Raw genomic sequence first — 25,381 nt, 5'->3', positions numbered from 1 at the left:
TGCGTGCCGTAGAAAATACCATGGCACGCATATATAAATCGCTTATATTTTTCTACTTATCCCTTAAGGAACCTGTTGATTAATCTCAACATTGGCCTGATTTTGGTCGGCGCTTATCACTACTGGATTGCCTGATAAGTCACCTGACTCTGCACTGGCATTGCCATTATGACTGACGCGAGCAATAACTGCTAATTGAACTTTATCAGCTCGAGCAGAGGCAAGCGTACGCTCAGGCATCATCGCATCTAAGTCACTTAGGCTAATCGTTGCCTTCCCTTGCTTAATGACACTAATCGGTAAACGCTTAGCAGCAAACGGTGGGCCACCTTGCACGTCACGTATCGCTATAAATAATACATCATCGGCTTCGATTAATGGTAATAGGCTAGAATTGATAGATACGGTCACTTCAACGCCTTCAGATACTTGTTGCTGCTGAGCGGTCACATTGGCACTTAATTCATCTAAACTCGCCAACGCTTGGGTATGTTCGCCAGGCTTAGCCGCAATACTGTCACGCAGACGCTTAATCCAGCCTTGTGCTTGCTCAAAGTTATTACTACGTGCCTCACCCATTGCCATGAGCATTTGCGCGCCTTCATGCTCTGGATTTTTGGCCAATACGTCTTTTAATACACGGCGACTCGTCGTATCCAGCTGACCTTTATTAGCAAAGAAACTAATCTGCGCATAGGTCGTGGCAATTTCTTCATTGTCAGGCGATAAACGATAAGCGCGTGACAAGGCTTCTAATGCTGAATCGGTGGCCTCTAACGATAAGAAAAGCTCAGACAGACGCATCCAGCGATTGGGATCATCAGCATGACGATAAACGTTGGTCTGCATCGCACTGATTAGCTGCGTACCATCTTCAATCGCCCACGCTGGTGGCTGATCAATCTTGCCTGTTAATAAATCATCGGCAACTTGACTGACTTTGTCTTCAGCGGTCCAAAGATCAAACACAGGTGTGCGGTCACCGATCATCAGATAAGCCATAGCCGCCAGAACAGGTACCCAAACCACGATGATTAATCGACTCTTAATACCAGGCGTGACCATCGGTGTGACTTCGCGCTGAGCATCTAGCAATTGACGTTCAAGCTCAAGTTTTTGGTTTTGATAGTGACTATCATCGATAGTGCCACTGTCTTTATCCACCTTTAATTCTGCTAAACGCTCACGGAATACAGCGATATTGATATCTAATAGTTGATTATCGACAGGTTTTTCTTGCGAACGTGATGCTCGTAACCACGGCATGATAGTGATAACCGCAAGTATTAAGGCCAGAAGTAAGCTTAGAGCAATAAATAAGCCAGCAGTAGAAAATAGGGTCATTTTTTGTCCTCGAGGCTTGTGATGTCATGATCATTTTTGTCCTTGCTATCATTGGAATCAGTACGTGATAACAAGCGATCAAGTTCGGCTTTCTCAGCAGCAGATAATGCAGTAGCGGTATTATTTGCCGCCCCTCCACTCTCACCACTAGCAACAAGCTGACGCCGCTTGCTGTGCCAAAACCAACCGATCAGCAGAATAATGAGTAACAATGGCGGAAAAAACCATAAAATCCATGTTGACGGGCGTACGGGCGGCTTATAACTGATAAAGTCGCCATAACGTTCTTGCATATAGTCGCGAATCTCGCCATCGCTACGACCATCTTTTACCAAGTCATAGGTTTTTTGTTTTAAATCTTGGGCAATGGGGGCATCAGAAGCCGCCAAGTTTTGATTTTGGCATTTCGGACAGCGTAGCTCTTCGATCAGTCCACGATACTGCGCTTCTTGTTGGACAGAATCAAAGTTATAAACTTCAATTGCCGCATAGCTTGTCATACTTAGTAAACAGGCAATAATTAGGCTCGCTACTTTTATCGTAACGGCCTTTATTGAATGGGCTATCATTTGCACACCTCTTCAACCTGAATAGGATCTGGACTGACGTTATTATCATTGGCTTTATTGAGTACCGTCAAGCAAGGCTCGATACGACTTTGCCAGTTGCTCTCATTAACCTCACCAATAATATGCTGGCGAATAACACCTTCACCATCGACAACGAAAGTCTCAGGCGCACCCGTCAAACCCAGATCCAGAGCAAACTGCCCTGACAAATCCTGAATAGACATCGAAAAGGGATCGCCACCTCGGTTCAGATAACCGAAGGCATCACCAATATCATCTTTATAATTAACACCCACCAAATTGACACCGCGCTCTTCTAATTGCATTAAAAAAGGATGTTCGATGATACACGTGGGGCACCAAGAGCCCCAAATATTCATCAAAAATGGCTCATCAGGTAGATTGTCATTGGTCATGATACGACTGGTATCTGATAACAATGGCAGCTCAAAAGTAGGCACTGGCCGCTCAAGTGCGGTATTGGTGACGATATCCGTCGGCTTACCCAAACGCATATACAGCATCACAAACAAACCAATAAAGACAATCAACGGAATTAAAAACCATATCTTCAGCTGATTTTTATTCATGGTCTTTGTGCCGCCTTGCTTAGCCTGTTTATCAGAGGAATTATTTGATTGACTCATATTAATTATCCCCGGGCTTTACTGCTGATGTATCCAAATCAGCAGCCGTCGCAAAGCCTGATTTTTTGGCCGCTATTTGGGCCGCTGTCTTGGTTTTTTTAATACGATAACGACTATCAAGCATACTTAATACAGCACCGAACGCCATGATAAGTGCACCAAGCCATATCCAACGAATAAGCGGTTTGACATAAATACGCACTGCCCATTCGTTGCTATTTACAGCGATAGGCTCGCCCAGTGCTACGTACACATCGCGCAGCAGACTGTCATCAATCGCCGCTTCGGTCATTGGCATCATGCTAATAATATAGTTACGTTTTTCAGGGTATAACGTGGTCACAGCACGGCCATCTTTAGTCACTTCGACTTCAGCTTGGGTCGCATCATAGTTACTGCCTTTGACTTCACGGAAGCCTTTAACGGTGAAGTCGTAACCTTGGACATGGACACTATCATTTGGCCCCAATGCCACATCACGCTCGATACTTAAGGTGCTGGTAAATGCCACACCAATGACGGCAATGACCACACCGAGATGAGCAGTCTGTTGCCCCCAATAGCTCAGGCGTAATTGACCTAAGCCTTTGAGTCGACTTGGTGCATTTTTGGTTTTGTCTCTAAAGTCAACAACCATCCATAGTAACACCCAAAAACTGACTGCTAGCGTCACACCGATATTGAGCATCGCCGATGGGCTTGTAAAGTAAGTGATAATCGCCGCCAACACTAAGCTACTCACGGCAATAACCATGCCAGCGCCCAATAGCGGTCGACTGTCTTTCTTCCAGCGAATATTAGACCCCATACCCATCGCTACCAATAGCAACCACGTTAATGGCACAAATAGCGCATTGAAATACGGAGGGCCCACCGATACCTGACCTAGATTAAAGGCATCAGCAATAATAGGATAAAGTGTACCGAGTAGTACGACTAACGTTGAAATCAAAATGATAACGTTATTAATCACCAAAAATGACTCACGGGAAATCAACTGATATTGGCTTTCAACGGTCAAACGCCAGCCACGTAACGCAAACATCAGCAAACCACCACCAACGATGACGCCAAGAATGATTAAAACGACTAGACCACGCGTCGGGTCAGCGGCAAATGAATGCACTGAGGTAATAACGCCTGAACGCACAAGGAAGGTACCCAGCAAACTAAGTGCAAACGCAAAAATAGCTAGCATGATCGTCCATGCCTTAAAGACACCTCGCTTTTCAGTGACCGCAAGCGAATGCAGCAGGGCAATACCAACCAACCACGGCATCAACGAAGCATTCTCTACTGGATCCCAGAACCACCAACCACCCCAGCCAAGCTCATAGTAAGCCCACCACGAGCCAAGCGCGATACCAACGGTCAAAAAGCCCCAAGCCGCTAGTGCCCATGGACGCGACCAGCGGGTCCATACCGCATCTAAACGACCTTCCCACAGCGCCGCCATACAAAAAGCGAATGGTACGACCAAGCCCACATAACCCATATAAAGCATAGGTGGATGAATAATCAAACCAAAATCTTGTAGCACAGGGTTTAGATCTGCGCCATCGACAGGAAGGTTAGGTAGCGTACGTTCAAACGGTGACGAGGTAAAGATAAGCATCGCCAGCATCATCATCTGCACGCCAGCCAATATTACCAAGACCCGCGCACGCATAGACAACGGCAGACCACGGCTGAAATAAGAAACCAGCGCACACCACGTGGCCATGATGGTCATCCATAACAATAGTGAACCTTCATGCCCGCCCCACGTCGCCGACAGCTTATAGTACCAAGGCAGCAACGTATTGGAATGTTGAGAGACATAAATGAGGCTAAAGTCATTGTAATAAAAGCCTGCCATCAACGCGCCAAATGAGGTGATCATCGCCGCAAATTGCGCCCAGGCAAGACTTGGTGCCAGACGCTGCCAAGCAACATGATCGCGCATGACGCCAATGGTTGGTAACACTACCTGCAAAATCGCCAATACAAGGGCGGCCAGCAAGGCAAAATAACCCAATTCTGTGATTAACATACGGTCTAACCTTGTTTACCTTAATACGGTCATTGTTTATTTTATAGATTGGACTTTTAGGATGTATTGAACAGTCAACTATGGCATTGCTGACTATGGGCACTGCTGATAATAACTGCCCAACACGCCCTAAGATCGGCAAAAGTATCCAGCATTTATCACTACTATTTATACTGTTATGATTTTGCCTCTAGCCATTGCAACTTGGGCGCTTACAGCATGGTACATTAGCGGCAACTTGTCACATTGATGTATCCACTCTGTATGTAATGTGTATAAAAAACATAAAAGCCTATTCATTATTGCATCGAGGGAAAAAACACCAAGACCAGATGTAACCAACCCGCCAAAAATCCTGTTAGCCCACCCAAAACAATCAAAGTCATCTCGTCTTCCCGAAACGCTGGACGTAATAGGTTTTGAAATTCATTTGGCGTTAGAGCGCGAATCCGATCACGAAACAGCCCAAATATTTTACTGGCACGACTTTCATTGAGCTCAGGGTCACGCAGCGGTACCATCGTAGCGACAATAGACTTATCAATAATGGTGTTTTTTAATTGCCCATACTCACGGCGACCTAAGCCCACACGTAGCGTGGTACGAATCACTGGCGACTCTAGCACCTCGTATAAATGAGACTTCATCAAATCACGCGTTTGCGCTGCACGGTCACCATACATCATCTCATTCATGATGTTCTCAAGTGTCACCAAATCATTTACCACAATCTCTGCGAACACCTCAGAAACTTCTTCTTGGCGCTTCATAAAACCGCCTTGTAGACGATACTGCGCGATATGTGGCACCTGAAGCTTAATAAAGGGAAAACCACGCTGCACGGTAAAAAACTTCAAATAAGGGATAAAATGTGGTTCTACTGGATTAAAGACCATCCAGATAGCAATCCAGTTGGTCAGAAAACCCCAAATTGCGGCAAAAAATGGCACCGTCCAATGCTGCGGCACCACCAAAAATATAAACATTTGGATAATACCAAAGATCAAACCAATCAAGGCACTAATATGCCAAATAAAATTGATCTCTTTTTGGCCTACTTTTAAAAACATATCCACCATCAAACGGCGATCGTTTTCCATCGTATTGACGATCATTTTACGCATATCGACCAAGTCTTCGACATGATAGGTCAAATCAGTGACCAAAGACTGCATAATACTGGGCAGCTCTTTGTGCGCTTGGGCATAAACTCGTCGTTTTAAGGCATAAGGCAGATTGCCCCACAGCGCTGGCGAGTGCTCCAGCATGATTTCATCGATCAATGGCTCAAGGTTTTTATCCACGGTATCAGTGATAAACACTGCCATCTGCTCAGGCTCCATCGCCTGAAAAAATTCATCGAGCGAGCCAAGTTTTGAGAGCGTTTGGTCAACGATAACCCCAGATATCTTGCCCGCCTTTCTTGGGACAATACCCTGCCAGCCGATACCCGGCAGCCCAAAAAATGGAAAGTTTGGAATACGAATACCCCAGAACTTAATCGGATAGAACAGCATTTTCAGCGCCATCCACACATGTATCCAAGTAACGAATGCCGTCACTGGTGGAATAGTCAGCATGGCAAGAAACTCTGGGTGTTCAGCTATCGTCTGCCACAATGAAGTTGCATCCATGACTTATCTTGTCCCTGACAGGTTAATTATCGTTGCTCATAAATAGCTTAAGAAAAACATCTTAAGCAAATAAGAACGCTTAAAAAAGACGTTCGGCCCACATAACTACTATGAAATAAATCGCCTGATTTTAGCATACTTGCTATTCATTAGCACACGGTGACCCTAGTCAAGTTGTGACTAGAGATAACACGTTTCGTCCGTTGCTCTCACAGTGAAAGCATTAAAATAGGTTAGTATTAAGACTTGTACTGCACACGACAAAACAATTGACCGACTACTGCGTCTTTTCAGTTGTTCTGTTATAATTTACAATACAACAATAGCAGATAATTGCATTCACATAGTGACATCATAATGTTAAGCCATATCAATCTATCTATTTGAAATTCTTTGTATTATTCTTTATGCTTACCGCCTTTTAATGAAACGCCCCGCCCACCTATCTATACTTTCTATACCTTTTTATTGACTCACTGACCGTTTGGGCCCTAACTTTATATGAATAAACCACTAACTCCCGCCGCCGAACAGGTCAATCGTATTTTTGCCAATCGTATTATTATCTTTGGGATTGTGATAGTTATTGGCTTGGGCGGCCTCATCATGCGTTATGGCTATTTGCAAGTCTACGCTCATGATAAATACACTACACAGGCTGATAATAACCGTATTAAACTGATATCGGCTCCGCCAAGTCGTGGTTATATTTACGACCGCAACGGGGTGATATTGGCAGACAACCAGCCTGTATTTACGGCGATGTTAAGTCCTGATGAAGTCGAAAACCCAGAGCGGACCTTAAATTTACTCGCCCCTATCTTTGAGCTAACGGATGAAAATATTACCGATATTTTAGCGCGGCTAAGTAAAAGTAAAAATGACCCAGTGACTATCAAGATTGACTTAACTGAAGCTCAATTAGCACAGTTCAGTGAACGTAAACCTTTTTTTCGCGGGGTGACCATTCAGAGTAAGCTGACGCGCTCCTACCCTTATGATGAATTATTCGCGCACGTTATCGGCTATGTCGGTCGCATTAATGACAAAGAAACCAAGCGTATAGATAAAGATCGTTATGCGGGTACTGACCTTATCGGTAAAATCGGTATCGAGGATTACTATGAAGATATCTTGCTCGGTCAACCTGGTTATCAGTCGGTCGAGACCGATGCCTATGGCAATATTTTACGTCAATTAGATACCAAGCCACCCATAGCAGGTAATGATATTACCTTGAGCCTAGATTATGGCTTACAGACCGTCGCCCAGCAGCAGCTTGACGGTCGTCGCGGTGCGATTGTGGCAATAGATCCCCAAAATGGTGACGTATTGGCCTTTGTTAGTAATCCAAGCTACAACCCTAACCCTTTTATCTCGGGTATCTCATTTAAAGACTACGGCGCGCTGCGAGACGATCTTGATCAGCCACTGTATAACCGTGCGCTACAAGGGAATTACCCACCTGGCTCGACTATCAAACCTTTTGAAGGCTTAGGCGGCATTCATTACGGTCTACGTAACTGGGAAACAACTATTTATGATCCCGGTTATTTCAGCCTGCCGGGTGACTCACACCGTTTTCGAGATTGGAAGCGCGGCGGTCACGGTACTGTCAACCTAAAGAAATCTATCGTGATGTCAGTCGATACTTATTATTATAAGTTGGCGTATGAAATGGGCATTCAACGCTTGCACGACTGGATGGTGCGCTTTGGTTTTGGCGAAAAGAGCGGCATTGATTTACCTAACGAAAAACCAGGAATCATGCCCTCACCAAAATGGAAAAAGGATACCTACGATAAGGGCTGGCTACCGGGTGAGACGATCTCTGTCAGTATTGGTCAAGGTTATTTCTTAGCCACGCCGTTACAAATTGCAAATGCGACCGCCATGACGGCCAACAAAGGCAACCACATTACCCCGCATCTATTAAAAAGCAGCGACGGTGCGGCTGCAGTGAACGTCATCACCAAGCCTGATGGCAAAATCGAATACAATGGTCAGCCTTCTGACTGGACGCGCATGCACGATGCGATGGAAGAAACCGTCAAAAATGGTACGGCACGGCGCGCTTATAACCCACGCTATCGTACCGCCGGTAAATCCGGAACCGCGCAAGTAAAATCCATTGCCCAAGGTAAAAGTTACAATAAAGCAGCGTTAGATTCTCGCCACTGGGATCACGCTTGGTTCAATGGTTTTGCGCCTGTAGAAGACCCTCAAATCGCCCTTGCTATTTTGGTCGAAAACGGTGGTGGTGGCGGTGCTGTTGCCGCTCCCATCGGTCGTGAACTGTTTGATTATTGGGTATTGCAACGTAAAACCAATCCTATTTTGCCACCATCAGCGGATGAGCTTAAAGCCATTAAACGTCAAAAAGCTTTTGACAAAGCCATCAGTGATGCGCTGCGTGACAAAGAAGACAAAGCGCTTGCCGAACAACAGGCACTGGCTGAGCAGGCACAAGCAACAACGCCCGAGTAAAATATTGCTAACGAGACAACATTATCGAAATTACATTATTGAGATTACATAATGAAAAAAGACTCAAGCGGCCGCACACCAAAAAAAAGCCCTAAAGCAAAAAATGTGGCGGGTGATGTGCGTATCATTGGCGGTCAGTTTAAACGCCGAATTGTGAGATTTATCGATGCAGAGGGCTTACGTCCGACGCCAGACCGTCTGCGAGAAACCTTGTTTAACTGGTTACTGGCTGATATTCATAGTGCGCGCGTCCTAGATAGCTGTGCCGGTAGCGGCGTGCTGGGATTTGAAGCTTTATCACGTGGCGCGGCTCATTGCACGTTTATCGAGATGAATGCGACCCAGAGCCAAATGCTACGCCAAAGCGCCGAGCAACTGCGTCTTGAACCATCCACTTATCAAATAATTCACGGCACAGCTGAGCAAGTATTATCTCAGCATCAACCTACTCAGGCTCGTTTTGATATCGTCTTTATCGACCCCCCTTATGCCCAGAATTTGTGGCAGCCTATTTTGACCGCACTCATCACTCAGTCGTTAATCGACGCAGATACATTAATTTATTTAGAAGCGGATAAAGATTTAACCATTCAATTAAATAAATTGGCAGAAACTCTTGCGGCTGAAACAAAGACAACGCAAGGTATGATCGGTTTTGAGTGCCTAAAACAAACCAAAGTTGGACAAGTTGTCGCTGGACTTTATCGTCTATCATCGTCATAATTGTCGGGTTAATGAAACCATTAATAAATTTCAAATGTTTAAAACCGCTAAAAACTGGCCAACGCTGCAGTTTAATGTATATAAGGCGAAAATAAACCCCAATGCAGCTTGCAAGCGTAGGCGCTACTGCTTATAATGTGCAGTCTGTTTTTTGAGAGCCCCGTTCCCAGCTAAACTCTCAACGAATTCTAATTTTAAGGTTTTATCATGAAAACACTTAGTGCAAAACCAGCTGAAGTGACCCATGACTGGTATGTCGTAGATGCTGACGGCAAAACCCTTGGTCGCTTAGCCACTCAAATTGCTACTCGCTTACGTGGCAAGCATAAAACTTCTTATACTCCGCACGTAGATACTGGTGACTTTATTGTTGTCATCAATGCAGAAAAAATCGCGGTAACGGGTAAAAAAGCGCAAGATAAAAAGTACTATCGTCACACTGGCTACCCAGGCGGCATTAAAGAAACCAACTTCACAAAGCTGCTTGCAAATAAGCCTGAAGATGTTCTACATAAAGCAGTTAAGGGTATGCTTCCAAAGGGCCCTCTTGGCTATGCGATGATCAAGAAGCTGAAACTATATGCGGGTACTGAACATCCACATACTGCACAGCAACCTAAAGAACTAGACATCTAAGGATATACTTATGGAACGCAATTACGGAACTGGTCGCCGCAAGACGTCTACTGCTCGTGTCTTTTTAGCGAAAGGTACTGGTGCTATCGTTATTAACGGTAAGCCACTTGAAGAATACTTCAGCCGCGAAACTTCACAAATGGTCGTTCGTCAGCCACTAGAGTTGCTTGAGTCTACTAACGCTTATGACGTTTATATCACTGTGAAAGGTGGTGGTATGACTGGTCAAGCTGGCGCAATCCGCCACGGTATCACTCGTGCACTAATTGAGTTAGACGACACCAACAAGCCTGCTCTTAAAGCAGCTGGCTTCGTGACTCGTGACTCACGTCAAGTTGAACGTAAGAAATTGGGTCTACGTAAAGCACGTAAACGTCCACAATTCTCAAAACGTTAATCAAAGCTATCTCTTACTTTTTTGCCACTGTTGTCTTTATCTCAGAACGACAGTTGCAGTATTAAAGAAAAGAGTAGATTTGCAAAGCCTTATAAGCTGGTCACAGCTTATAAGGCTTTTTTATGCCTGATACTTTTATAAAAACAGTATTCTTATAAAAAATGGCTTTATAAAGATGATCGTTTTTAAAGGAAACTCACTTTCATTAAAATCAATTTTTACCTACGACTACTTTGGCGATAAATCTCCCATCACAAGGCACAAACCGCCTTGCAAAGCTGCGCTTATTACCCCATCATAATAATAACTTTTCAGTATTAGTAACCATGTTATGAAAGCGCCTGAACAATACGATCCCAGCAAACCTTCTGCAACAGGCAGTACACCACCGCCGAATACGCAGAAACCTGCCAAGTCGCCAGCGATACCGGCTGGTATGCCGACGATTACCCAAAATCATAAGCGCACAGCACCCATAGAAAAAAAGCCCTTTCAATGGCAGTTTTTATTGCCTAAATATTGGGGTATTTGGCTGCTGGCGGCGCTGGTTTTACCCCTGATATATTTGCCATTACGTTGGCAGTTTTGGTTAGGTCGTAAGCTCGGCATGTTAATCTATAATACAGTAGGCTCGCGTCGACGTGATACGCTCATTAATCTGAGACTGGCCTTTCCCGAAAAGCCCGAAGCTGAGCGAGAGCTGATGGCCAAGCAGGTTTTTGTCAATCAGGGCATTGGTGTGTTTGAAACCTTATGTGCATGGTTCCGACCAAATGTTTTTACCCGCACCGTTTCTATCTCTGGATTACAGCATCTTGTTAATGCCCAAAACGACGGTCGCCCAGTTATTCTGCTAGGCGCTCACTACACCATGCTTGATTTGGGCGGTTTATTTTGTGCGCAATTCTTCCCTTTGGATTGCATGTATCGTCCGCAAAACAATCCGCTTCTTGATTGGTTTATTTATAACGGTCGTACTAACATTTTTGGCAAGCAGATTGCCAGCCGTGACATGCGTAGCCTTGTTAATTCTATCAAAGCCAAACATGTGATTTGGTACTCGCCTGACCAAGATTATGGTCTTAAGCAAGGTGTCATGGCGCCGTTCTTTGGTGTGCCCGCTGCTACTATTACTGCTTCGCGGCGTATAGCTAAATTAGGCAACAAAGCACACCCACCAGCATTAATGGCACTGCATACTTATCGCCAAACACCTGATAACTTGCCTAAAGGCAAACGTCCGCATTATCATCTGACCATTACGCCAGAGCTTGACAACTATCCAAGTAATGACGAAGTGGCTGATGCCACGCGCATTAATGAGTTACTGGAAGGTTTGATTCGTATCGATCCAACCCAGTGGATGTGGTTTCATCGTCGTTTCAAAAATGGCCCTAATGGGCGTACGGATACCTATAAATAATTAGAGAAAATTTGCTATACTTTGTGGCTAATATTTTGTGCTATTCATAATATATAAATAGCCACATAAATATCCTACATTGATAATAATTCGATAAACAAAAACTTTATAAATAAATGACGGATTTTCCATGAGTAATAACCGCACTTCTGATAAGCAGAATTCCAACAGCCAAACTTCTGATGATTCAACACAGAGCAAACGCATTTTAACGGGTATCAAACCGACCGGCACCCTACATTTGGGCAATTACGTTGGTGCTATTCGTCCAGCGATTCAGTCTATTCAAAATAGTGACGACGAAGCGTTTTTCTTTTTGGCAGATTATCATGGCATTATTGGCTGTTACGACCCTGCCGTTATTCATGAATCAACCAAAGCCATTGCGGCGACTTGGATTGCCTGTGGTCTTGACCCTGAGCGCGTGACTTTTTATCGTCAATCAGATGTGCCCGAAATTCCCGAACTGGCTTGGATTTTAAACTGTTCATGCGCCAAAGGCTTAATGAATCGTGCCCATGCTTATAAAGCGGCAGTCGATATCAATATGGAAAAAGAAGATGTCGATCCTGACCAAGGCATTAATATGGGGCTATTTGGCTATCCGGTACTCATGGCAGCAGACATCTTGATGTTTAATGCCACTCACGTGCCAGTTGGTCGCGACCAAATTCAGCATATCGAGATGGCACGTGACATCGCCGGTACTTTTAACCATCGCTACAAAACGCTGTTTACGCTACCGTCAGCGGTCGTTGATGATAATATCCCGCTCTTGACTGGTCTTGATGGCCGTAAGATGAGTAAAAGCTATGGCAATACCATTCCTCTATTTGGTGAGCCTAACCCGCAAGTGAACCCTGAAAAACAGATGCATAAAGCCATCATGAAAATTGTAACCAACTCACAATTGCCTGCGGAACCAAAAGACGCTGACGATTCGGCTATTTTTGAGATTTATAAAGCTTTTGCTACTCCTGAAGAGATTGCCGATATGCGTACGCAGTTTGCTGCTGGGATTGGCTGGGGTGATGCCAAACAAGCCTTGTTTGATAAAATCAATGCCGAGATTGCCCCATTCCGCGAGCGTTATCAAGAACTGATGGCCAACCCAAAAGAGTTAGAAGAGATTTTACAAATGGGTGCGGACAAAGCCCGTCGCCACAGCCGTAAACAATTAGACAAAACTCGCCGTGCTATTGGTATCCGTCCCCTCGCCAAACTTAAATAATCATTTGGTTATGACAATAGAATACCATCATGCAAAGTGAACGATTAGCCGAACCTAGCGCAGAGGTTCAAGATATGTCTCTGCGCATCTACCAGACGCCTGTACAACATCTGCCAGAAGATCTGTATGTACCGCCGCAAGCATTTGCCATTTGGTTGGAGCAGTTTGCGGGGCCATTAGACTTTTTGTTATATCTGGTCAAAAAAAATAATGTTGATTTGACCCAAATGCAGATACTGCCCATCACTGAGCAGTATCTAGCTTATATTAGCGAGTTGGATACTGCTCATTTTGAATTGGCAGGTGATTATCTGCTGATGGCGTCGACATTGATTGCAATCAAAACTGAGCTACTGTTACCTAAGCCAGAAACGCCTACTGATGAGCGTGACCCAAAAGCTGAGCTGATAGAGCGTCTCGAAGAATATGCGCAAATTAAAGTAGCCAGTCAGCGCTTGGACAGTCTTATTCGTCTTGAGCGTGATGTGTTCTTGTCACTGGTTAGTATGCCCAATCAAGATATTATGAATGCTGAGCTACCCAACTATTCGCCTAATATGTTGATTGATAGCTTATTTAAAATGCAGCTACAGCCCGATTATCAAATGCATAGTATTAAAGCCGATACCGTTCCGCTCTCTGACCGTATCGCCAGTATCAGTCGCCAACTAAGCACTGATGGCACCTGCTCCTTTTATGAGTTACTAGATAAGACACAAGGCAAGATAGGTGTGGTGGTCAGCTTTGTCGCGGTGCTGGAGCTGATGAAGCGGCAACTGATTGGTGTAGTGGGCTCTGAGTTAGAAAGCACTCCCCCCACTGATGATGACGATATAAAAGACAATCAAATTAAACCGCTAAAATTACAGTGGCTGGCTTAATGGTTTTTAAAAGAGAAAGTTTCTAATGGCAGATATTGACGATATAACGCACGATGATAGAAAACAAAAACGGATATTAACCGCCGTAACGCCATCGACGATAGAACAGCATCAATATATTGAAGGTATAAGCAAGCATATCGAAGTATTATTACACGCCTCAGAATCACCGCTCACTACCAATACTCTAAAGAAGCACCTGTCCCTATCTACTAAAGAGCTAACTCAAGCTTTAGCGTTACTACAACAACGCTTAGACACGGGTGTGCTGAGCTTACATGAGACGGCCAGTGGTTATCGGCTGCAAGTCTCTGATAGCTATAGCAGCTTAATCCAGCGCGTGTTTCCGCAACGTCAAGAACGCCTGAGCCAAGCGTTGCTTGAAACGCTGAGCGTCATTGCCTATAAGCAGCCAGTGACACGCAGCGACATAGAACATGTGCGCGGTGTGACATTATCAAGCAATATTTTGCGCCAATTGTTTGATAAAGGTTGGATCATCGAGGACGGTTATAAAGAAACGCTAGGGCGTCCAGCGTTATTACACACCACCGCGCAGTTTTTAGATGCCTTTGGATTGAGTCATTTAGACCAGTTGCCACCGATGCCGGATATGAATGCCATCAAAGCGATGTCCTAGATAATTTAAAACAAGACTCGTATATCATATATATTGGCATAATAAAAAAGGACATACCATTTAGGTATGTCCTTTTTTATTATCCTAATCGCTAAAGTTTTGATTATACGTCAGCGACTGGCTCCTACCAATAAGCGCTTAATGATTACTTATTAACTGCTTATTGATTAATGACATCAACGCCTTTAGGCGGGGTGAATTTAAATTGGCTACTATTGATACTCGGATTCATTTTGATACCACTGAATTTAATCGTCGTGGTTTGACCAAGGCTATCATTCAATACCATCATGACTGGCTTACCACCATTAAAGCTCATAGATAAGCTTTTAAAGCTGGCACTATCTGACTTAGGATACAGCACATAATAGTTTTTATTGCCATACGGCTGAGTGATTTTGAAGTTTTTATCAATCTTATTTGGCTCGCCTGATAATAGTAGTGCTGGGGTATTACCAACTTGACTATCAACATTTTGCTTAGTGGCTTGCTCCAAATCCTTATCATAAACCCACATAGAGTTGCCATTGGCAATGATTAGTTGCTCTGATGGTGATTTGGTTTCCCAGCGAAAGTTATTTGGGCGCTGAACACTCATTGAGCCAGAAAAAGTACCACTATTGGCGCCTTTTGTGGTTTGGCTAAAGTTCGCCGTCATGCTTTTAGTGTTCGCCAACAGTTTATTTAAGCGTTTGGCAGCGGTTAGATTGTCAGCAGGTGCCGCTGTTGCTGATTGTGTTAATGCCATCATAGGAGCAGCAACACCGAGCGACGTCATCAATATGCCCGTTAACGCCCCACCCATCACTTTTTGTTTTAACGTTGTGTTCTGTTTAATCGATTTGTTCGTTGATAAAGTCATGATAAATCCTCTCTAAAAATGCAAAATAGCTTAAAAAATAAAATGTTTTATTAAAATTTTTGTTTTCTATAAATGTTTATTTGAGCACTATAAAACCAGCGCTAATAAACAATGGAGACAGTGTGCCAGTTTTTTTATTGCGCGCCTAGTCATGATTTGCAATGATTACTACGCCTGACATACAGGCTTGTAACCAGTGCCGTTACACAGTATATGATGTTCTATGAGTGGTACAACGAGTATCAAAGGCAGGCATCAAAAAGCCCCTACTACCAAACGGTAATAAGGGCTTTTTAGTCATCCAGTTATTTTATTCAAAAAGAATAAAATAAGGTAGATGGGCAATTATGCGTTTTCAACCATCACATAACGACGGTTAAATTTGCCTTTGGTTGCAAACTTCACTACACCGTCATTCAGTGCAAATAAAGTATGGTCACGACCCATGCCAACGCCTTCGCCTGCGTGGAATTCTGTACCACGTTGACGAACGATGATGTTACCGGCAACGATGGTTTGACCACCAAAGATTTTTACGCCGAGCATTTTTGGGTTTGAATCACGACCGTTACGAGTCGAACCTGCAGCTTTTTTATGTGCCATGAGAAAATCTCCTTGTTAATGTGACTTATCGCTAATGCGACAACTCTTAAGCATTTAGTGCGCTGTTTAGCGATTATCGCTAAATGGGTAATTAGGCATTAATGGCTTTGATTTTTAACAAGGTGTACCATTGGCGGTGACCTTGTTCTTTGTGATAATGCTTACGACGGTTGTGTTTGATGATACGGATTTTTTCGCCGCGACCATGTTCAACCACTTCAACTTCTACGCTAGCACCATCAACGACAGGCTGACCGATTTTGACAGTTTCACCGTCAACAACCATCAACACGTCTTCAAATTTGATTGTTTCGCCTTTTTCTGCTTTTAGTAGTTCAACTTTTAAAAGCTCATCGACGACTACACGGTGCTGTTTACCACCAGTTTTAATTACTGCGTACATTGTATGACTCCGTTTAACCCGTGTGCCGTGGCTGATATCATACCAGCGCTTTTGCGACGAACACGACAGGGAAAAATTAAAGGCAAGATTTTACGGCTTTTTGCTTATAAAAGCAAGCCGTTCATCTCACTCGTTTGGCGTATTTTTGTAAGGTGGTTTCATTAACAGTCATTATTTTATTGCTATCTATGTCGTTGATTTTGAAGCTATCAAAGAGGGTATTTAATACCAAAATATCTAGAGCCCTTACAACGGATAATGACCTAAGCCCAACTGCGGTTATTATAACTTATATAATCAGTTACTTACAGTCTTTTATCAACCCATTCTGTACCTGAAAAACCATTAAGTAAACGAGTATTCATATCATCCAATATCAGGGCATTTTTATCATGGCTATTTCTTCTTTATCTCAGATAAGGATCAATAAAAAGAAAACCGTGCGGCTTTTGACAGGCTCCAATCAACAATTTAACCATCAATTTAACCACATAGCTATGCTATCATAAGAAAAAATCAGGCCTTACCTATATTTTATAACGCCAAGGCTGTAAAAAAATTCTCTATTCTTATTAATATGACTATCTATTATGACCAGCACTCCTTTAAGCAATACCCCAGCCGCACCTAATTCAACACCTGACTATGCTGAAATCCAAAATATCGTAACAGATGATTTTGAGATTATGGACAAGCAAGTATTCGGTAGCCTAAATTCAAAAGTGCAGCTAGTGATGAGCGTGTCACAACACGTGATCAATGCGGGTGGCAAGCGTATGCGTCCTTTGATTACCTTGTTATGTGCACGCATGTTTGACGACAATCCATCAGAAAAAGCCATGCATTTGGCAGCGATTACTGAGATGTTGCACACAGCAACCCTGGTTCATGATGATGTGATTGATGAATCAGGTCAGCGCCGTGGCAAGCCAACAGCCAATGCCACTTGGGACAATGCCACAGCGGTATTGGTCGGTGACTATCTGATTGCCCGCGCCTTTAATCTACTAGTTGGTTTCCAAAGCTTGCCATTATTGCAGGTATTCTCAGACGGTACTTGCGATATTGCAGAAGGTGAAGTATTGCAGCTGCAACATCAGCACAACCCTGCCGCGACTGAAAATGACTATTTACGCATTATCGATGGCAAAACCTCTCGCTTATTTATGATGGCGACCCAAGGGGCCGCTATCTTGCAGAATAAAACCGAGCACTTACAAGCATTAGCAGATTTTGGTCAGCATTTTGGTAATGCATTCCAGATTGTTGATGACGTACTTGATTACAGTGGTGACAGTGAATTGATGGGTAAAAACCTAGGCGATGATTTGGCAGAAGGCAAGCCGACGCTACCCACCATCAAAGCGCTAGAGTTATTGAAAGAGAGCGATACAAAAGGATATGAAAAACTGCGTCTCGCGGTACAGACGGGTAAAACCGAAAATACTGAGCAGCTGATCGAACTGGTACGCGGCTCAGGCTCATTAGACTACTGTAAACAGCGCGCTTTAGAAGAAACTAAATTGGCTCAGCAAGCACTTAGCACTTTACCTGATAACCGTTATCGTACTGGGTTATATCAGTTGACAGAACTTGCTAGCGCGCGTTTGCTATAGCGTCTCTGTCATTCTTAATAGCTATTTCTGTTATGAGATTAAATATTTCACTTTAGAGAGCACTTATGCCCCTTCATTTCAGCGGTCACATTTAGTGGTTGCTAAAATTGTTATTTTACTAACAACCCTGCTCTCTCATGACTTAATAGCCTTAATACCAATATGGCTTTAACGTTTTAACAAAAGCTTACAATTATTTATACTTGAGCATTTTCTAACTGTGTTTTAGCTGTTAATGAACAAGAGACTTGCTATAACAGCATTTTATTTATTCGTGAAAGGTAATATTACGGTTCTTTGCAATGAATCCTTTGCTTAACGACTTGACTGTGGGGTTACCCCTATAGTTTATAATTACTGGTTCAATTTATGATTCAATTTTGTAGCTTAGCTACGACTTTGATACCAAAGAGTCTCGCACCAGTACTTAATGTATATCGCTGTTAGATGTCCTAGTAACGATATTTTGCTAAAACAGTTGTATTGAAAGCTTTTTTAGCAAAAATAGTATGGTGTTTAGAGCAAAATTAATTTTTACATTCAATACACTAAAATTTATTGATAAACTTTTTATACTGCCATTATTTATTTTATATATACTGCCGAGGACATTGATGAAGCACTCTTATCTTGCGCTTGTAATAGCATCTGTACTATCTGGAGCTGTACTGGTTGGCTGTGACAAAAACGAGGACGCCGCTGGCGCTGAAGCCGCTCAGCAGCAGATGCCGCCTGCGGTTGTCAACGTCCAAACTGTCACCCTAGATACCGTACCCCAAGTACAGACTTTTTCTGGACGTACCGCCGCCTACCAAACTGCCGACGTCCGCCCACAGGTTAATGGCGTCATTGACGAAGTACTTTTCCGCGAGGGTGGTAATGTCAAAAAAGGTCAGCCACTTTATCGTATCAATACCGATAACTATGCTTCTTCGGTAACGAGTGGTCAAGCCGCTGTGCAACAATCACAAGCCAACTATCAGACAGCCATGGCAAATAATGCCAATGCAAAAGCCGAACTGGGCAGCCGTCAAGCATCATTGGCTCAAGCACAAAATGACTTACAACGTTTGCAAGGCTTGGTTAGTATCGATGCCATCTCTAAACAGCAATACGAGCAAGCGCAAACGCAAGTACGTACAGCACAAGCCGCTGTACAAAGTGCTGCTGCCGCTGTTGGGCAAACACAAGCCGGTATCGAGAGTGCAAAAGCAGGTATCCAAACAGCAAAAGCAGGTTTGGACGCTAGCACCTTGGACCTTAACCGTACTATCGTACGCGCACCTCTCAGCGGGCGCTCTGACCGCTCTAGCGTTACTGCTGGTACGCTGGTCAGCGCTGGTCAACCCGATCCCTTAGTGACCATTTCACGCTTAGATCCTATTTATGTCGATATTAGTCAGTCATCATCTGATCTATTAAGACTACGCCAGCAGATTTCTGAAGGCAAAGCACAAGCCGGTATGAATAGCGTGGAGTTAGTGTTAGAAGATGGCAGTGTTTATCCAGTGCGCGGCAAACTGGCCTTATCAGAGGCAAAAGTCGATGAGTCTACAGGCGCCGTGACATTGCGTGCGGTATTCCCGAATAGCGACAACATTCTATTGCCAGGTATGTATGTCAGCGCACGCTTAACCCAAAGCGTCATCACCAATGCAGCTTTAATACCTCAAAGCGGGCTTATACGTACTCCTAAAGGTGATACGCAGGTATATGTCGTTGACAAAGATAATAAAATTCAAGTACGTCCGGTCACTATCAATGGCACATACGACGGAAAGTGGTTAGTTACTGATGGGCTGAAAAATGGTGAAAAAGTCGTTATTATTGGGGGTTCAAAAGTCAAACCTGAGCAAGAGGTGGTCGCTAAACCGTTAGAAAACCCGAACTCAGCACCGTCTAAACAAGGTGCACCTAATGCAAAAACACCTCAGCAAGCCGCAAAGAAAATGGATAAACCTGCTGATAAAGACCCTTCTGCCAAAAAACCAGCAGAAGACGCCGCTAACTAATTCCATTCAAAGATAGGAAGACCTAGGGATATACTATGTCACGTTTTTTTATTGATCGCCCTATTTTTGCATGGGTGATGGCTATTTTAGTCATGCTCATCGGGATAATATCGGTCATCAATCTACCGATTGAACAGTACCCACGTATTGCGCCGCCGACTATTTCGGTCAGCGCAAACTATCCTGGTGCGAACGCGCAAACTGTTGAAGACTCAGTTGTTCAGATTATTGAACAACGTATGAAAGGGCTTGATGGCTTGATGTACATGTCATCATCGAGCTCCTCAAATGGTGGGGCGTCAGTCACGCTTACCTTTGAGAATGGTACAGACCCTGATACCGCTCAGGTACAGGTACAGAATAAACTCCAAGCAGCAATGAGCTCGTTGCCAGAACAAGTACAGCGGCAAGGCGTCAACGTTAATAAATCCTCCAGCAGCTTTTTGATGGTGCAAGGGTTTATTTCTGAAAATGGCGAGATGGATAAGGCTGATATTGCCGATTACATTAACTCGAACGTCGTCGATCCGCTCAGTCGGGTTGAAGGTGTGGGTGAAGTTCAGGTATTCGGCTCATCTTATGCAATGCGCATTTGGCTAGATCCTGCCCGCTTACGCAGCTATAACATGGTGCCCTCTGATGTGGTCGATGCGGTACGAGCGCAAAATGCGCAAGTATCAGCAGGTCAACTGGGTCAAGCGCCCGCTGACTCAGATCAGCAGGTCATTAACGCGACGGTTACTGTACAAAGCTATTTGCAAACCGCTGATGAATTCAAAGACATCTTATTAAGAACCAACAGCTCTGGTGCACAAGTTCGCCTAGGTGATGTTGCAGATGTTGAGATTGGTAGTGAAAACTACAGCGTTAATGCGTTATATAATGGTAAAGAATCTGCTGGTCTTGGTATCTCCCTCGCCGGTGGTGCCAACGCTCTAGAAACTCGTGAGTTGGTTGGCGACCGTATGGCAGAGCTGGAGCAAAGCTTCCCAGCAGGTCTAACGACGGTAGTGCCTTATGACACCACACCATTTGTACGCTTGTCTATTGAACAAGTTGTCAAAACCTTAATTGAAGCAATTATATTAGTATTTATCGTCATGTTCATTTTCTTACAGAACTGGCGTGCTACCATCATTCCTACCCTTGCAGTACCTGTGGTATTGTTAGGTACTTTCGCGGTGCTTTATCTCGCCGGCTTTAGTATTAACGTATTGACTATGTTCGCATTGGTACTATCCATTGGTCTACTGGTGGATGATGCCATTGTCGTGGTGGAGAACGTCGAGCGGATTTTGGAGGAGGATTCTGAAATCTCCATCAAAGACGCCACGATACAATCGATGGGTGAAATTAGTAAAATCGTTGTCGGTATCGCCTTGATTCTATCGGCAGTATTCGTACCGATGGCGTTCTTTGGCGGCGCAACTGGTGTTATTTACCGTCAGTTTGCCATTACCTTGATTACCAGTATGGTGCTATCAGCTCTAGTAGCACTTATCTTCACCCCTGCTCTCTGTGTCACTTTGCTCAAACGTAGCAAGGACCATGAAAAAGGTAATACTGAAGAAAAGAAAGGCTTCTTTGGTTGGTTTAACCGTTCTTTCGCTAAAGCCAGTCGCTCTTACGAAAACTTTGTGGGTAAAAGCTTCCGCCTAAAATGGGTCTACTTTATCGTTTATGCCGTCATTATCGGTATAATGGCAGTAGTATTCTTACGTATTCCCAGCTCATTTTTACCCGAAGAAGATCAGGGTATTATGTTTACCCTAGTGCAGTTACCTGCTGGTGCCACGCTCGATGAAACAGACGCTGTACTCGAAAAAGTCAACGATTATTACGAGTCTGAAGAAGACGGTAACGTTGAGTCTGTGTTTACCGTGTCAGGCTTTAGCTTCGCCGGTCAAGGGCAGAATATGGGCCTAGCATTCGTACGCTTGACTGATTGGGCCGACCGCAAAGGTGATGAGAATACCGCCCAAGCAGTCGCCGAGCGCGCGATGGGCTATTTCTTTTCCCAAAATGAAGCTCAAGTATTTGCGATTGTACCGCCAGCCATTACCGAACTTGGTAACGCCAGTGGTTTTGATTTAATGATTCAAGATAACGGCAACGTCGGTCACGACGGTCTACTAGAAGCGCGTAATATGCTGCTGGGTATGGCTGGTGAAAATGATAAAGTCACTGGTGTTCGTCCAAACGGACAAGAAGATGCGCCGCAGCTAAAAGTAAATGTTAACCAAGAACAAGCCGCTGCTTATGGCTTATCTATGGCTAGTATTAATAGCGTCATCTCAACCGCGTGGGGCTCAAGCTATATCAATGACTTCGTTGATCGTGGTCGTATTAAGCGTGTGTTTGTGCAAGGTGAACCAAACAGCCGTACCAACCCTAACGATATTGGTAAATGGTACGTACGTAATGATGTGAACAATATGATTCCGTTTGACGCTTTCTCTAGTACTGAATGGCAATCAGGCTCACCGCGTCTGACCCGTTATAACAGCTTACCGTCTATGAACCTTCAAGGTAGCGCTGCACCAGGTTTAAGTACCGGTGATGCGATGGACTCGATGGAAGCGATGATGGAAAAGCTACCTGACGGTGTAGGCTATGAGTGGACCGGCATGTCACTTGAAGAGAAAAAATCGGGTGCTCAAGCGCCGATGCTATACGCCATCTCAATCTTAGTGGTATTCTTATGTCTTGCTGCTTTGTATGAGAGTTGGTCAATTCCATTCTCAGTCCTATTAGTCATTCCACTTGGGGTCTTGGGGGCGGTGCTATTTACTTGGTTCCGTGGCTTCTCCAATGACGTTTACCTACAAGTTGGTCTACTAACGGTCGTCGGGCTATCCGCCAAAAACGCCATCTTGATTATCGAGTTTGCGAGGGATCACCAAGAGGATGAAGGTTATAGCCTGAAAGAGGCGGTAATGACCGCGGCTCGTCAGCGTCTACGTCCAATTATTATGACCTCGCTTGCCTTTGGTCTTGGTGTTGTGCCATTATTCATAGCCACGGGCGCTGGGTCTGGTAGCCAAAACGCCATCGGTACCAGTGTTGTTGGTGGGGTTGTTACCGCCACAATCTTAGGTGTTTTCTTTATTCCGATGTTCTATATTTGGGTACGTAGTATTTTCCCTTATAAAGGTAATGAAGGCCATCAACCACCTAATAACGATGATCCGCAAGCCCCAACTCCCTCTGAGAGTTATCAGCCTGTAAGCTTTGGAGATAATACACAATGAGTTTTCGTTCCTTTTTCACCCCTAACTCAGCCACCAAAGCAGTAGTCACTACTGCTCTGGTGCGCCCAACTACAGGCACATGGTTTGCCCCTACCACTATGGTTGCGAGTGTTTCTATATCACGGATACGCAAAAATAGTGGACGCTTGCTGGGCTTGTCTGCATTAGCAATGAGTATGGCGGCGTGTAATACTATCCCAAAAGCGGATACACGCCCTGTGCTTGCAGAGCCTAATGTGCCGATTGAACAAACTTACGGTGCTTTTGATAGTGAGACCGTTAGTAACGGTGAGCAGCCTAGCATCGCTAGTCAACGCTGGCAGAACTTTTATAGTGATGAGCGCTTGAAAGGCTTAATTGCCTTAGGTCTTGAAAACAATAAAGACTTTGAAAACGCACGCTTAGCCATTGAAAAAGCACGGGCACAATATCAGATTACCGATATTCGTGACCTGCCGACGATTGATGGCAGCGCTGGTTACTCACGAAAAGCTCAGAATAACGTCGATAAAAACCCTAACAGCAGCTATAACGTCAATCTTGGTCTCGCTAACTATGAGTTAGATTTCTGGGGCAAAATTGCTAGCCTAAAAGATCAAGCGTTACAGAACTTTTTGTCAACGGCTGCTGCAAAAGATTCGACCCAAATTAGCCTCATTAGTAACATTGCCCAAAGCTATGCCAACTTAAGCTATAGCCTAGCGCAGTTAAAACTGGCTGAAGCAACGGTTGAAAGTCGTGAGAAATCACTATTTATCGCTGATAAACGTTTTGAAGCCGGTATCGATCCTAAGCTACCGTCGTTGCAATCAGGTGCTTCGCTTGAGAACGCTAAACTTGCGGTATTACGTGCCCAAAGCAGTATTCTAAAATCGCGTAATGCCTTACAGTTTTTAGTTGGCGCACCTATCCCAGGTGACTTAATTCCAACACCAGCAGTTAGTAATATCACTAACCAGCAGATATTTAATGCAGGTCTGCCAAGTGAGTTATTACGCTATCGTCCTGATGTGCTGCAAGCGGAATACAATCTAAAAGCCGCTGGTGCTAATATCAAAGTGGCACGAGCTTCTTACTTCCCCTCTATTAGCCTTGCTAGTAGCGTTGGTGTGAGTAGTGGTAGCTTAGACGACTTGTTCAAAAGTGGCTCGGTTGGTTGGTCGTTTGGACCAAGCATTAGCGTACCTATTTTTGATGCCGGTCGTTTAGATGCAGAATATGATGTGGCCAAAATTGAGCAAGAACAAACGCTTACCAGCTACGAGAAATCTATCCAGACAGCCTTCCGAGAAGTCTCTGATGTGCTAGCAACTCGCGCAACACTTGGTGAGCAGCTAGAAGCACAGTATCGTCTGCAAGACAACTTTGAGCAAACGTATCAAATCGCAGATGCGCGCTTTAAAGCAGGTATCTCAAACTATCTGGATGTACTCGATGCGCAGCGTTCACTGTTCTCAACTCAACAAGGGATTTTAGATTTAGAGCTACAGAAAGCCATTAGCCAAGTCGAGCTATACCAAGTACTTGGTGGCGGCGCTAATCTGAATGATGTTCCGAGCGTTATACCTGTGCCGCGACACAACAACTTAACCCAAGTGGCTTATAGCGATGAAGCTAAAGCGGCTAATGTGGTTGACGCTGCCAGTTCAGCGCGTGTGGCTTCGCCGCAAGAGGCTTTAGCGATTAAGCAGTCACAGTCGTCAACGACTAGCACGTTTGAGCCTAGGACTGTCGTCGATGTTAATAACGATGGCAAGGCAGATGCGGCAGTGGGTACTGTCCATAAAGAAACAACGGTTGAACAATTACCCGAAGCGCAGGTTGTTGAGCCTTAAACTGTTTTGACATTTAATCCTTGTAAATCGCAACATCACAACATTGTGACTTTGTAATGACGTTTCATAATCACGTTGACAGTAGATAAGTACAATAAACCCTGCCAACTTGGTAGGGTTTATTGCTTTCATAGGCTGTTTTTTACTATATAGTT

Annotated in this window: 20 protein-coding genes; 12 read left to right on the top strand and 8 right to left on the bottom strand. The window is 44.2% G+C overall.

What is annotated here, in order from left to right; all coding sequences use genetic code 11:
- Positions 1 to 63: 63 nt before the first annotated feature.
- The 5 genes from ccmI to ACT3TU_RS04705 form a co-directional block, all read right to left on the bottom strand.
- Positions 64 to 1,344: a c-type cytochrome biogenesis protein CcmI gene (ccmI, locus tag ACT3TU_RS04725; protein WP_444784072.1), complete on the bottom strand. Its 1,281-nt coding sequence runs from the start codon at positions 1,342 to 1,344 to the stop codon at positions 64 to 66.
- The gene (locus tag ACT3TU_RS04720; protein ID WP_192529055.1) at positions 1,341 to 1,913 is read right to left on the bottom strand and encodes a cytochrome c-type biogenesis protein; all 573 of its coding nucleotides are present in this window, start codon (positions 1,911 to 1,913) and stop codon (positions 1,341 to 1,343) included. The genes ccmI and ACT3TU_RS04720 overlap by 4 nt, the downstream gene beginning before the upstream one ends.
- Positions 1,910 to 2,560: a DsbE family thiol:disulfide interchange protein gene (locus ACT3TU_RS04715; protein ID WP_192523353.1), complete on the bottom strand. Its 651-nt coding sequence runs from the start codon at positions 2,558 to 2,560 to the stop codon at positions 1,910 to 1,912. Before ACT3TU_RS04715 ends, ACT3TU_RS04720 begins: the two co-directional genes overlap by 4 nt.
- A 1-nt stretch (position 2,561) precedes the next feature.
- Complete coding sequence (locus tag ACT3TU_RS04710; protein WP_192523352.1) at positions 2,562 to 4,592, bottom strand: heme lyase CcmF/NrfE family subunit; 2,031 nt, start codon at positions 4,590 to 4,592, stop codon at positions 2,562 to 2,564.
- A gap of 299 nt (positions 4,593 to 4,891) precedes the next feature.
- Positions 4,892 to 6,226 carry a hypothetical protein gene (locus ACT3TU_RS04705; protein WP_192523351.1) on the bottom strand — a complete coding sequence of 445 codons (1,335 nt, stop codon included), beginning with the start codon at positions 6,224 to 6,226 and terminating at the stop codon, positions 4,892 to 4,894.
- A gap of 501 nt (positions 6,227 to 6,727) precedes the next feature.
- Here ACT3TU_RS04705 and mrdA point away from each other — a divergent pair.
- The 8 genes from mrdA to scpB all read left to right on the top strand — a co-directional run bounded on the left by mrdA (position 6,728) and on the right by scpB (position 14,644).
- On the top strand, positions 6,728 to 8,713 hold the full coding sequence (gene mrdA, locus ACT3TU_RS04700; protein ID WP_192523350.1) for a penicillin-binding protein 2: 1,986 nt from the start codon (positions 6,728 to 6,730) through the stop codon (positions 8,711 to 8,713).
- Between the two features lie 51 nt (positions 8,714 to 8,764).
- Positions 8,765 to 9,436 carry a 16S rRNA (guanine(966)-N(2))-methyltransferase RsmD gene (gene rsmD, locus ACT3TU_RS04695; protein WP_192523349.1) on the top strand — a complete coding sequence of 224 codons (672 nt, stop codon included), beginning with the start codon at positions 8,765 to 8,767 and terminating at the stop codon, positions 9,434 to 9,436.
- Positions 9,437 to 9,643: 207 nt separating this feature from the next.
- Complete coding sequence (rplM, locus tag ACT3TU_RS04690; RefSeq protein WP_192523348.1) at positions 9,644 to 10,072, top strand: 50S ribosomal protein L13; 429 nt, start codon at positions 9,644 to 9,646, stop codon at positions 10,070 to 10,072.
- 10 nt (positions 10,073 to 10,082) lie between these two features.
- Positions 10,083 to 10,469, top strand: coding sequence for a 30S ribosomal protein S9 (rpsI, locus tag ACT3TU_RS04685; RefSeq protein ID WP_192523347.1), 387 nt, complete (start codon positions 10,083 to 10,085; stop codon positions 10,467 to 10,469).
- A 436-nt stretch (positions 10,470 to 10,905) separates the two neighbouring features.
- Positions 10,906 to 11,892, top strand: a complete 987-nt coding sequence (locus ACT3TU_RS04680; protein ID WP_442059929.1) for an LpxL/LpxP family acyltransferase — start codon at positions 10,906 to 10,908, stop codon at positions 11,890 to 11,892.
- A gap of 130 nt (positions 11,893 to 12,022) precedes the next feature.
- On the top strand, positions 12,023 to 13,123 hold the full coding sequence (locus ACT3TU_RS04675; protein ID WP_192523345.1) for a tryptophan--tRNA ligase: 1,101 nt from the start codon (positions 12,023 to 12,025) through the stop codon (positions 13,121 to 13,123).
- A gap of 29 nt (positions 13,124 to 13,152) precedes the next feature.
- Positions 13,153 to 14,004 carry a segregation and condensation protein A gene (locus ACT3TU_RS04670; protein ID WP_192523344.1) on the top strand — a complete coding sequence of 284 codons (852 nt, stop codon included), beginning with the start codon at positions 13,153 to 13,155 and terminating at the stop codon, positions 14,002 to 14,004.
- 25 nt (positions 14,005 to 14,029) lie between these two features.
- Positions 14,030 to 14,644 (top strand): SMC-Scp complex subunit ScpB, encoded by a 615-nt coding sequence (gene scpB / locus ACT3TU_RS04665; RefSeq protein WP_192523343.1) that lies wholly within the window; start codon positions 14,030 to 14,032, stop codon positions 14,642 to 14,644.
- A gap of 160 nt (positions 14,645 to 14,804) precedes the next feature.
- Here scpB and lolA read toward each other — a convergent pair whose 3' ends face one another.
- From lolA to rplU, 3 genes are all read right to left on the bottom strand, one after another.
- Positions 14,805 to 15,506: an outer membrane lipoprotein chaperone LolA gene (lolA, locus tag ACT3TU_RS04660; protein WP_192523342.1), complete on the bottom strand. Its 702-nt coding sequence runs from the start codon at positions 15,504 to 15,506 to the stop codon at positions 14,805 to 14,807.
- Between the two features lie 345 nt (positions 15,507 to 15,851).
- Positions 15,852 to 16,109 carry a 50S ribosomal protein L27 gene (gene rpmA / locus ACT3TU_RS04655; protein ID WP_192523341.1) on the bottom strand — a complete coding sequence of 86 codons (258 nt, stop codon included), beginning with the start codon at positions 16,107 to 16,109 and terminating at the stop codon, positions 15,852 to 15,854.
- A gap of 91 nt (positions 16,110 to 16,200) precedes the next feature.
- A complete protein-coding gene (rplU, locus tag ACT3TU_RS04650) occupies positions 16,201 to 16,512 on the bottom strand; it encodes a 50S ribosomal protein L21 (protein ID WP_192523340.1) in 312 nt (103 codons plus the stop codon).
- 590 nt (positions 16,513 to 17,102) lie between these two features.
- Here rplU and ACT3TU_RS04645 point away from each other — a divergent pair.
- From ACT3TU_RS04645 to ACT3TU_RS04630, 4 genes are all read left to right on the top strand, one after another.
- Positions 17,103 to 18,128 (top strand): polyprenyl synthetase family protein, encoded by a 1,026-nt coding sequence (locus tag ACT3TU_RS04645; RefSeq protein ID WP_192523339.1) that lies wholly within the window; start codon positions 17,103 to 17,105, stop codon positions 18,126 to 18,128.
- Between the two features lie 614 nt (positions 18,129 to 18,742).
- Positions 18,743 to 20,140, top strand: a complete 1,398-nt coding sequence (locus ACT3TU_RS04640; protein WP_192523338.1) for an efflux RND transporter periplasmic adaptor subunit — start codon at positions 18,743 to 18,745, stop codon at positions 20,138 to 20,140.
- A 35-nt stretch (positions 20,141 to 20,175) separates the two neighbouring features.
- Positions 20,176 to 23,391 (top strand): efflux RND transporter permease subunit, encoded by a 3,216-nt coding sequence (locus tag ACT3TU_RS04635; RefSeq protein WP_192523337.1) that lies wholly within the window; start codon positions 20,176 to 20,178, stop codon positions 23,389 to 23,391.
- The gene (locus ACT3TU_RS04630; protein ID WP_192523336.1) at positions 23,388 to 25,226 is read left to right on the top strand and encodes an efflux transporter outer membrane subunit; all 1,839 of its coding nucleotides are present in this window, start codon (positions 23,388 to 23,390) and stop codon (positions 25,224 to 25,226) included. Before ACT3TU_RS04635 ends, ACT3TU_RS04630 begins: the two co-directional genes overlap by 4 nt.
- Positions 25,227 to 25,381: the final 155 nt, after the last annotated feature.

Source organism: Psychrobacter sp. AOP3-A1-26 (genome assembly GCF_052378235.1).
Lineage (GTDB): Bacteria > Pseudomonadota > Gammaproteobacteria > Pseudomonadales > Moraxellaceae > Psychrobacter.
Note: the sequence above shows the minus strand (reverse complement) of the source record. Positions and strands in the feature narration are given on the sequence as shown.

Bases quoted from the DNA above. Each gene is read 5' to 3' on its own strand.
- ccmI (WP_444784072.1), bottom strand. From the start codon at position 1,344: ATGACCCTATTTTCTACTGCTGGCTTATTTATTGCTCTAAGCTTACTT.
- ACT3TU_RS04720 (WP_192529055.1), bottom strand. From the start codon at position 1,913: ATGATAGCCCATTCAATAAAGGCCGTTACGATAAAAGTAGCGAGCCTA.
- ACT3TU_RS04715 (WP_192523353.1), bottom strand. From the start codon at position 2,560: ATGAGTCAATCAAATAATTCCTCTGATAAACAGGCTAAGCAAGGCGGC.
- ACT3TU_RS04710 (WP_192523352.1), bottom strand. From the start codon at position 4,592: ATGTTAATCACAGAATTGGGTTATTTTGCCTTGCTGGCCGCCCTTGTA.
- ACT3TU_RS04705 (WP_192523351.1), bottom strand. From the start codon at position 6,226: ATGGATGCAACTTCATTGTGGCAGACGATAGCTGAACACCCAGAGTTT.
- mrdA (WP_192523350.1), top strand. From the start codon at position 6,728: ATGAATAAACCACTAACTCCCGCCGCCGAACAGGTCAATCGTATTTTT.
- rsmD (WP_192523349.1), top strand. From the start codon at position 8,765: ATGAAAAAAGACTCAAGCGGCCGCACACCAAAAAAAAGCCCTAAAGCA.
- rplM (WP_192523348.1), top strand. From the start codon at position 9,644: ATGAAAACACTTAGTGCAAAACCAGCTGAAGTGACCCATGACTGGTAT.
- rpsI (WP_192523347.1), top strand. From the start codon at position 10,083: ATGGAACGCAATTACGGAACTGGTCGCCGCAAGACGTCTACTGCTCGT.
- ACT3TU_RS04680 (WP_442059929.1), top strand. From the start codon at position 10,906: ATGCCGACGATTACCCAAAATCATAAGCGCACAGCACCCATAGAAAAA.
- ACT3TU_RS04675 (WP_192523345.1), top strand. From the start codon at position 12,023: ATGAGTAATAACCGCACTTCTGATAAGCAGAATTCCAACAGCCAAACT.
- ACT3TU_RS04670 (WP_192523344.1), top strand. From the start codon at position 13,153: ATGCAAAGTGAACGATTAGCCGAACCTAGCGCAGAGGTTCAAGATATG.
- scpB (WP_192523343.1), top strand. From the start codon at position 14,030: ATGGCAGATATTGACGATATAACGCACGATGATAGAAAACAAAAACGG.
- lolA (WP_192523342.1), bottom strand. From the start codon at position 15,506: ATGACTTTATCAACGAACAAATCGATTAAACAGAACACAACGTTAAAA.
- rpmA (WP_192523341.1), bottom strand. From the start codon at position 16,109: ATGGCACATAAAAAAGCTGCAGGTTCGACTCGTAACGGTCGTGATTCA.
- rplU (WP_192523340.1), bottom strand. From the start codon at position 16,512: ATGTACGCAGTAATTAAAACTGGTGGTAAACAGCACCGTGTAGTCGTC.
- ACT3TU_RS04645 (WP_192523339.1), top strand. From the start codon at position 17,103: ATGACCAGCACTCCTTTAAGCAATACCCCAGCCGCACCTAATTCAACA.
- ACT3TU_RS04640 (WP_192523338.1), top strand. From the start codon at position 18,743: ATGAAGCACTCTTATCTTGCGCTTGTAATAGCATCTGTACTATCTGGA.
- ACT3TU_RS04635 (WP_192523337.1), top strand. From the start codon at position 20,176: ATGTCACGTTTTTTTATTGATCGCCCTATTTTTGCATGGGTGATGGCT.
- ACT3TU_RS04630 (WP_192523336.1), top strand. From the start codon at position 23,388: ATGAGTTTTCGTTCCTTTTTCACCCCTAACTCAGCCACCAAAGCAGTA.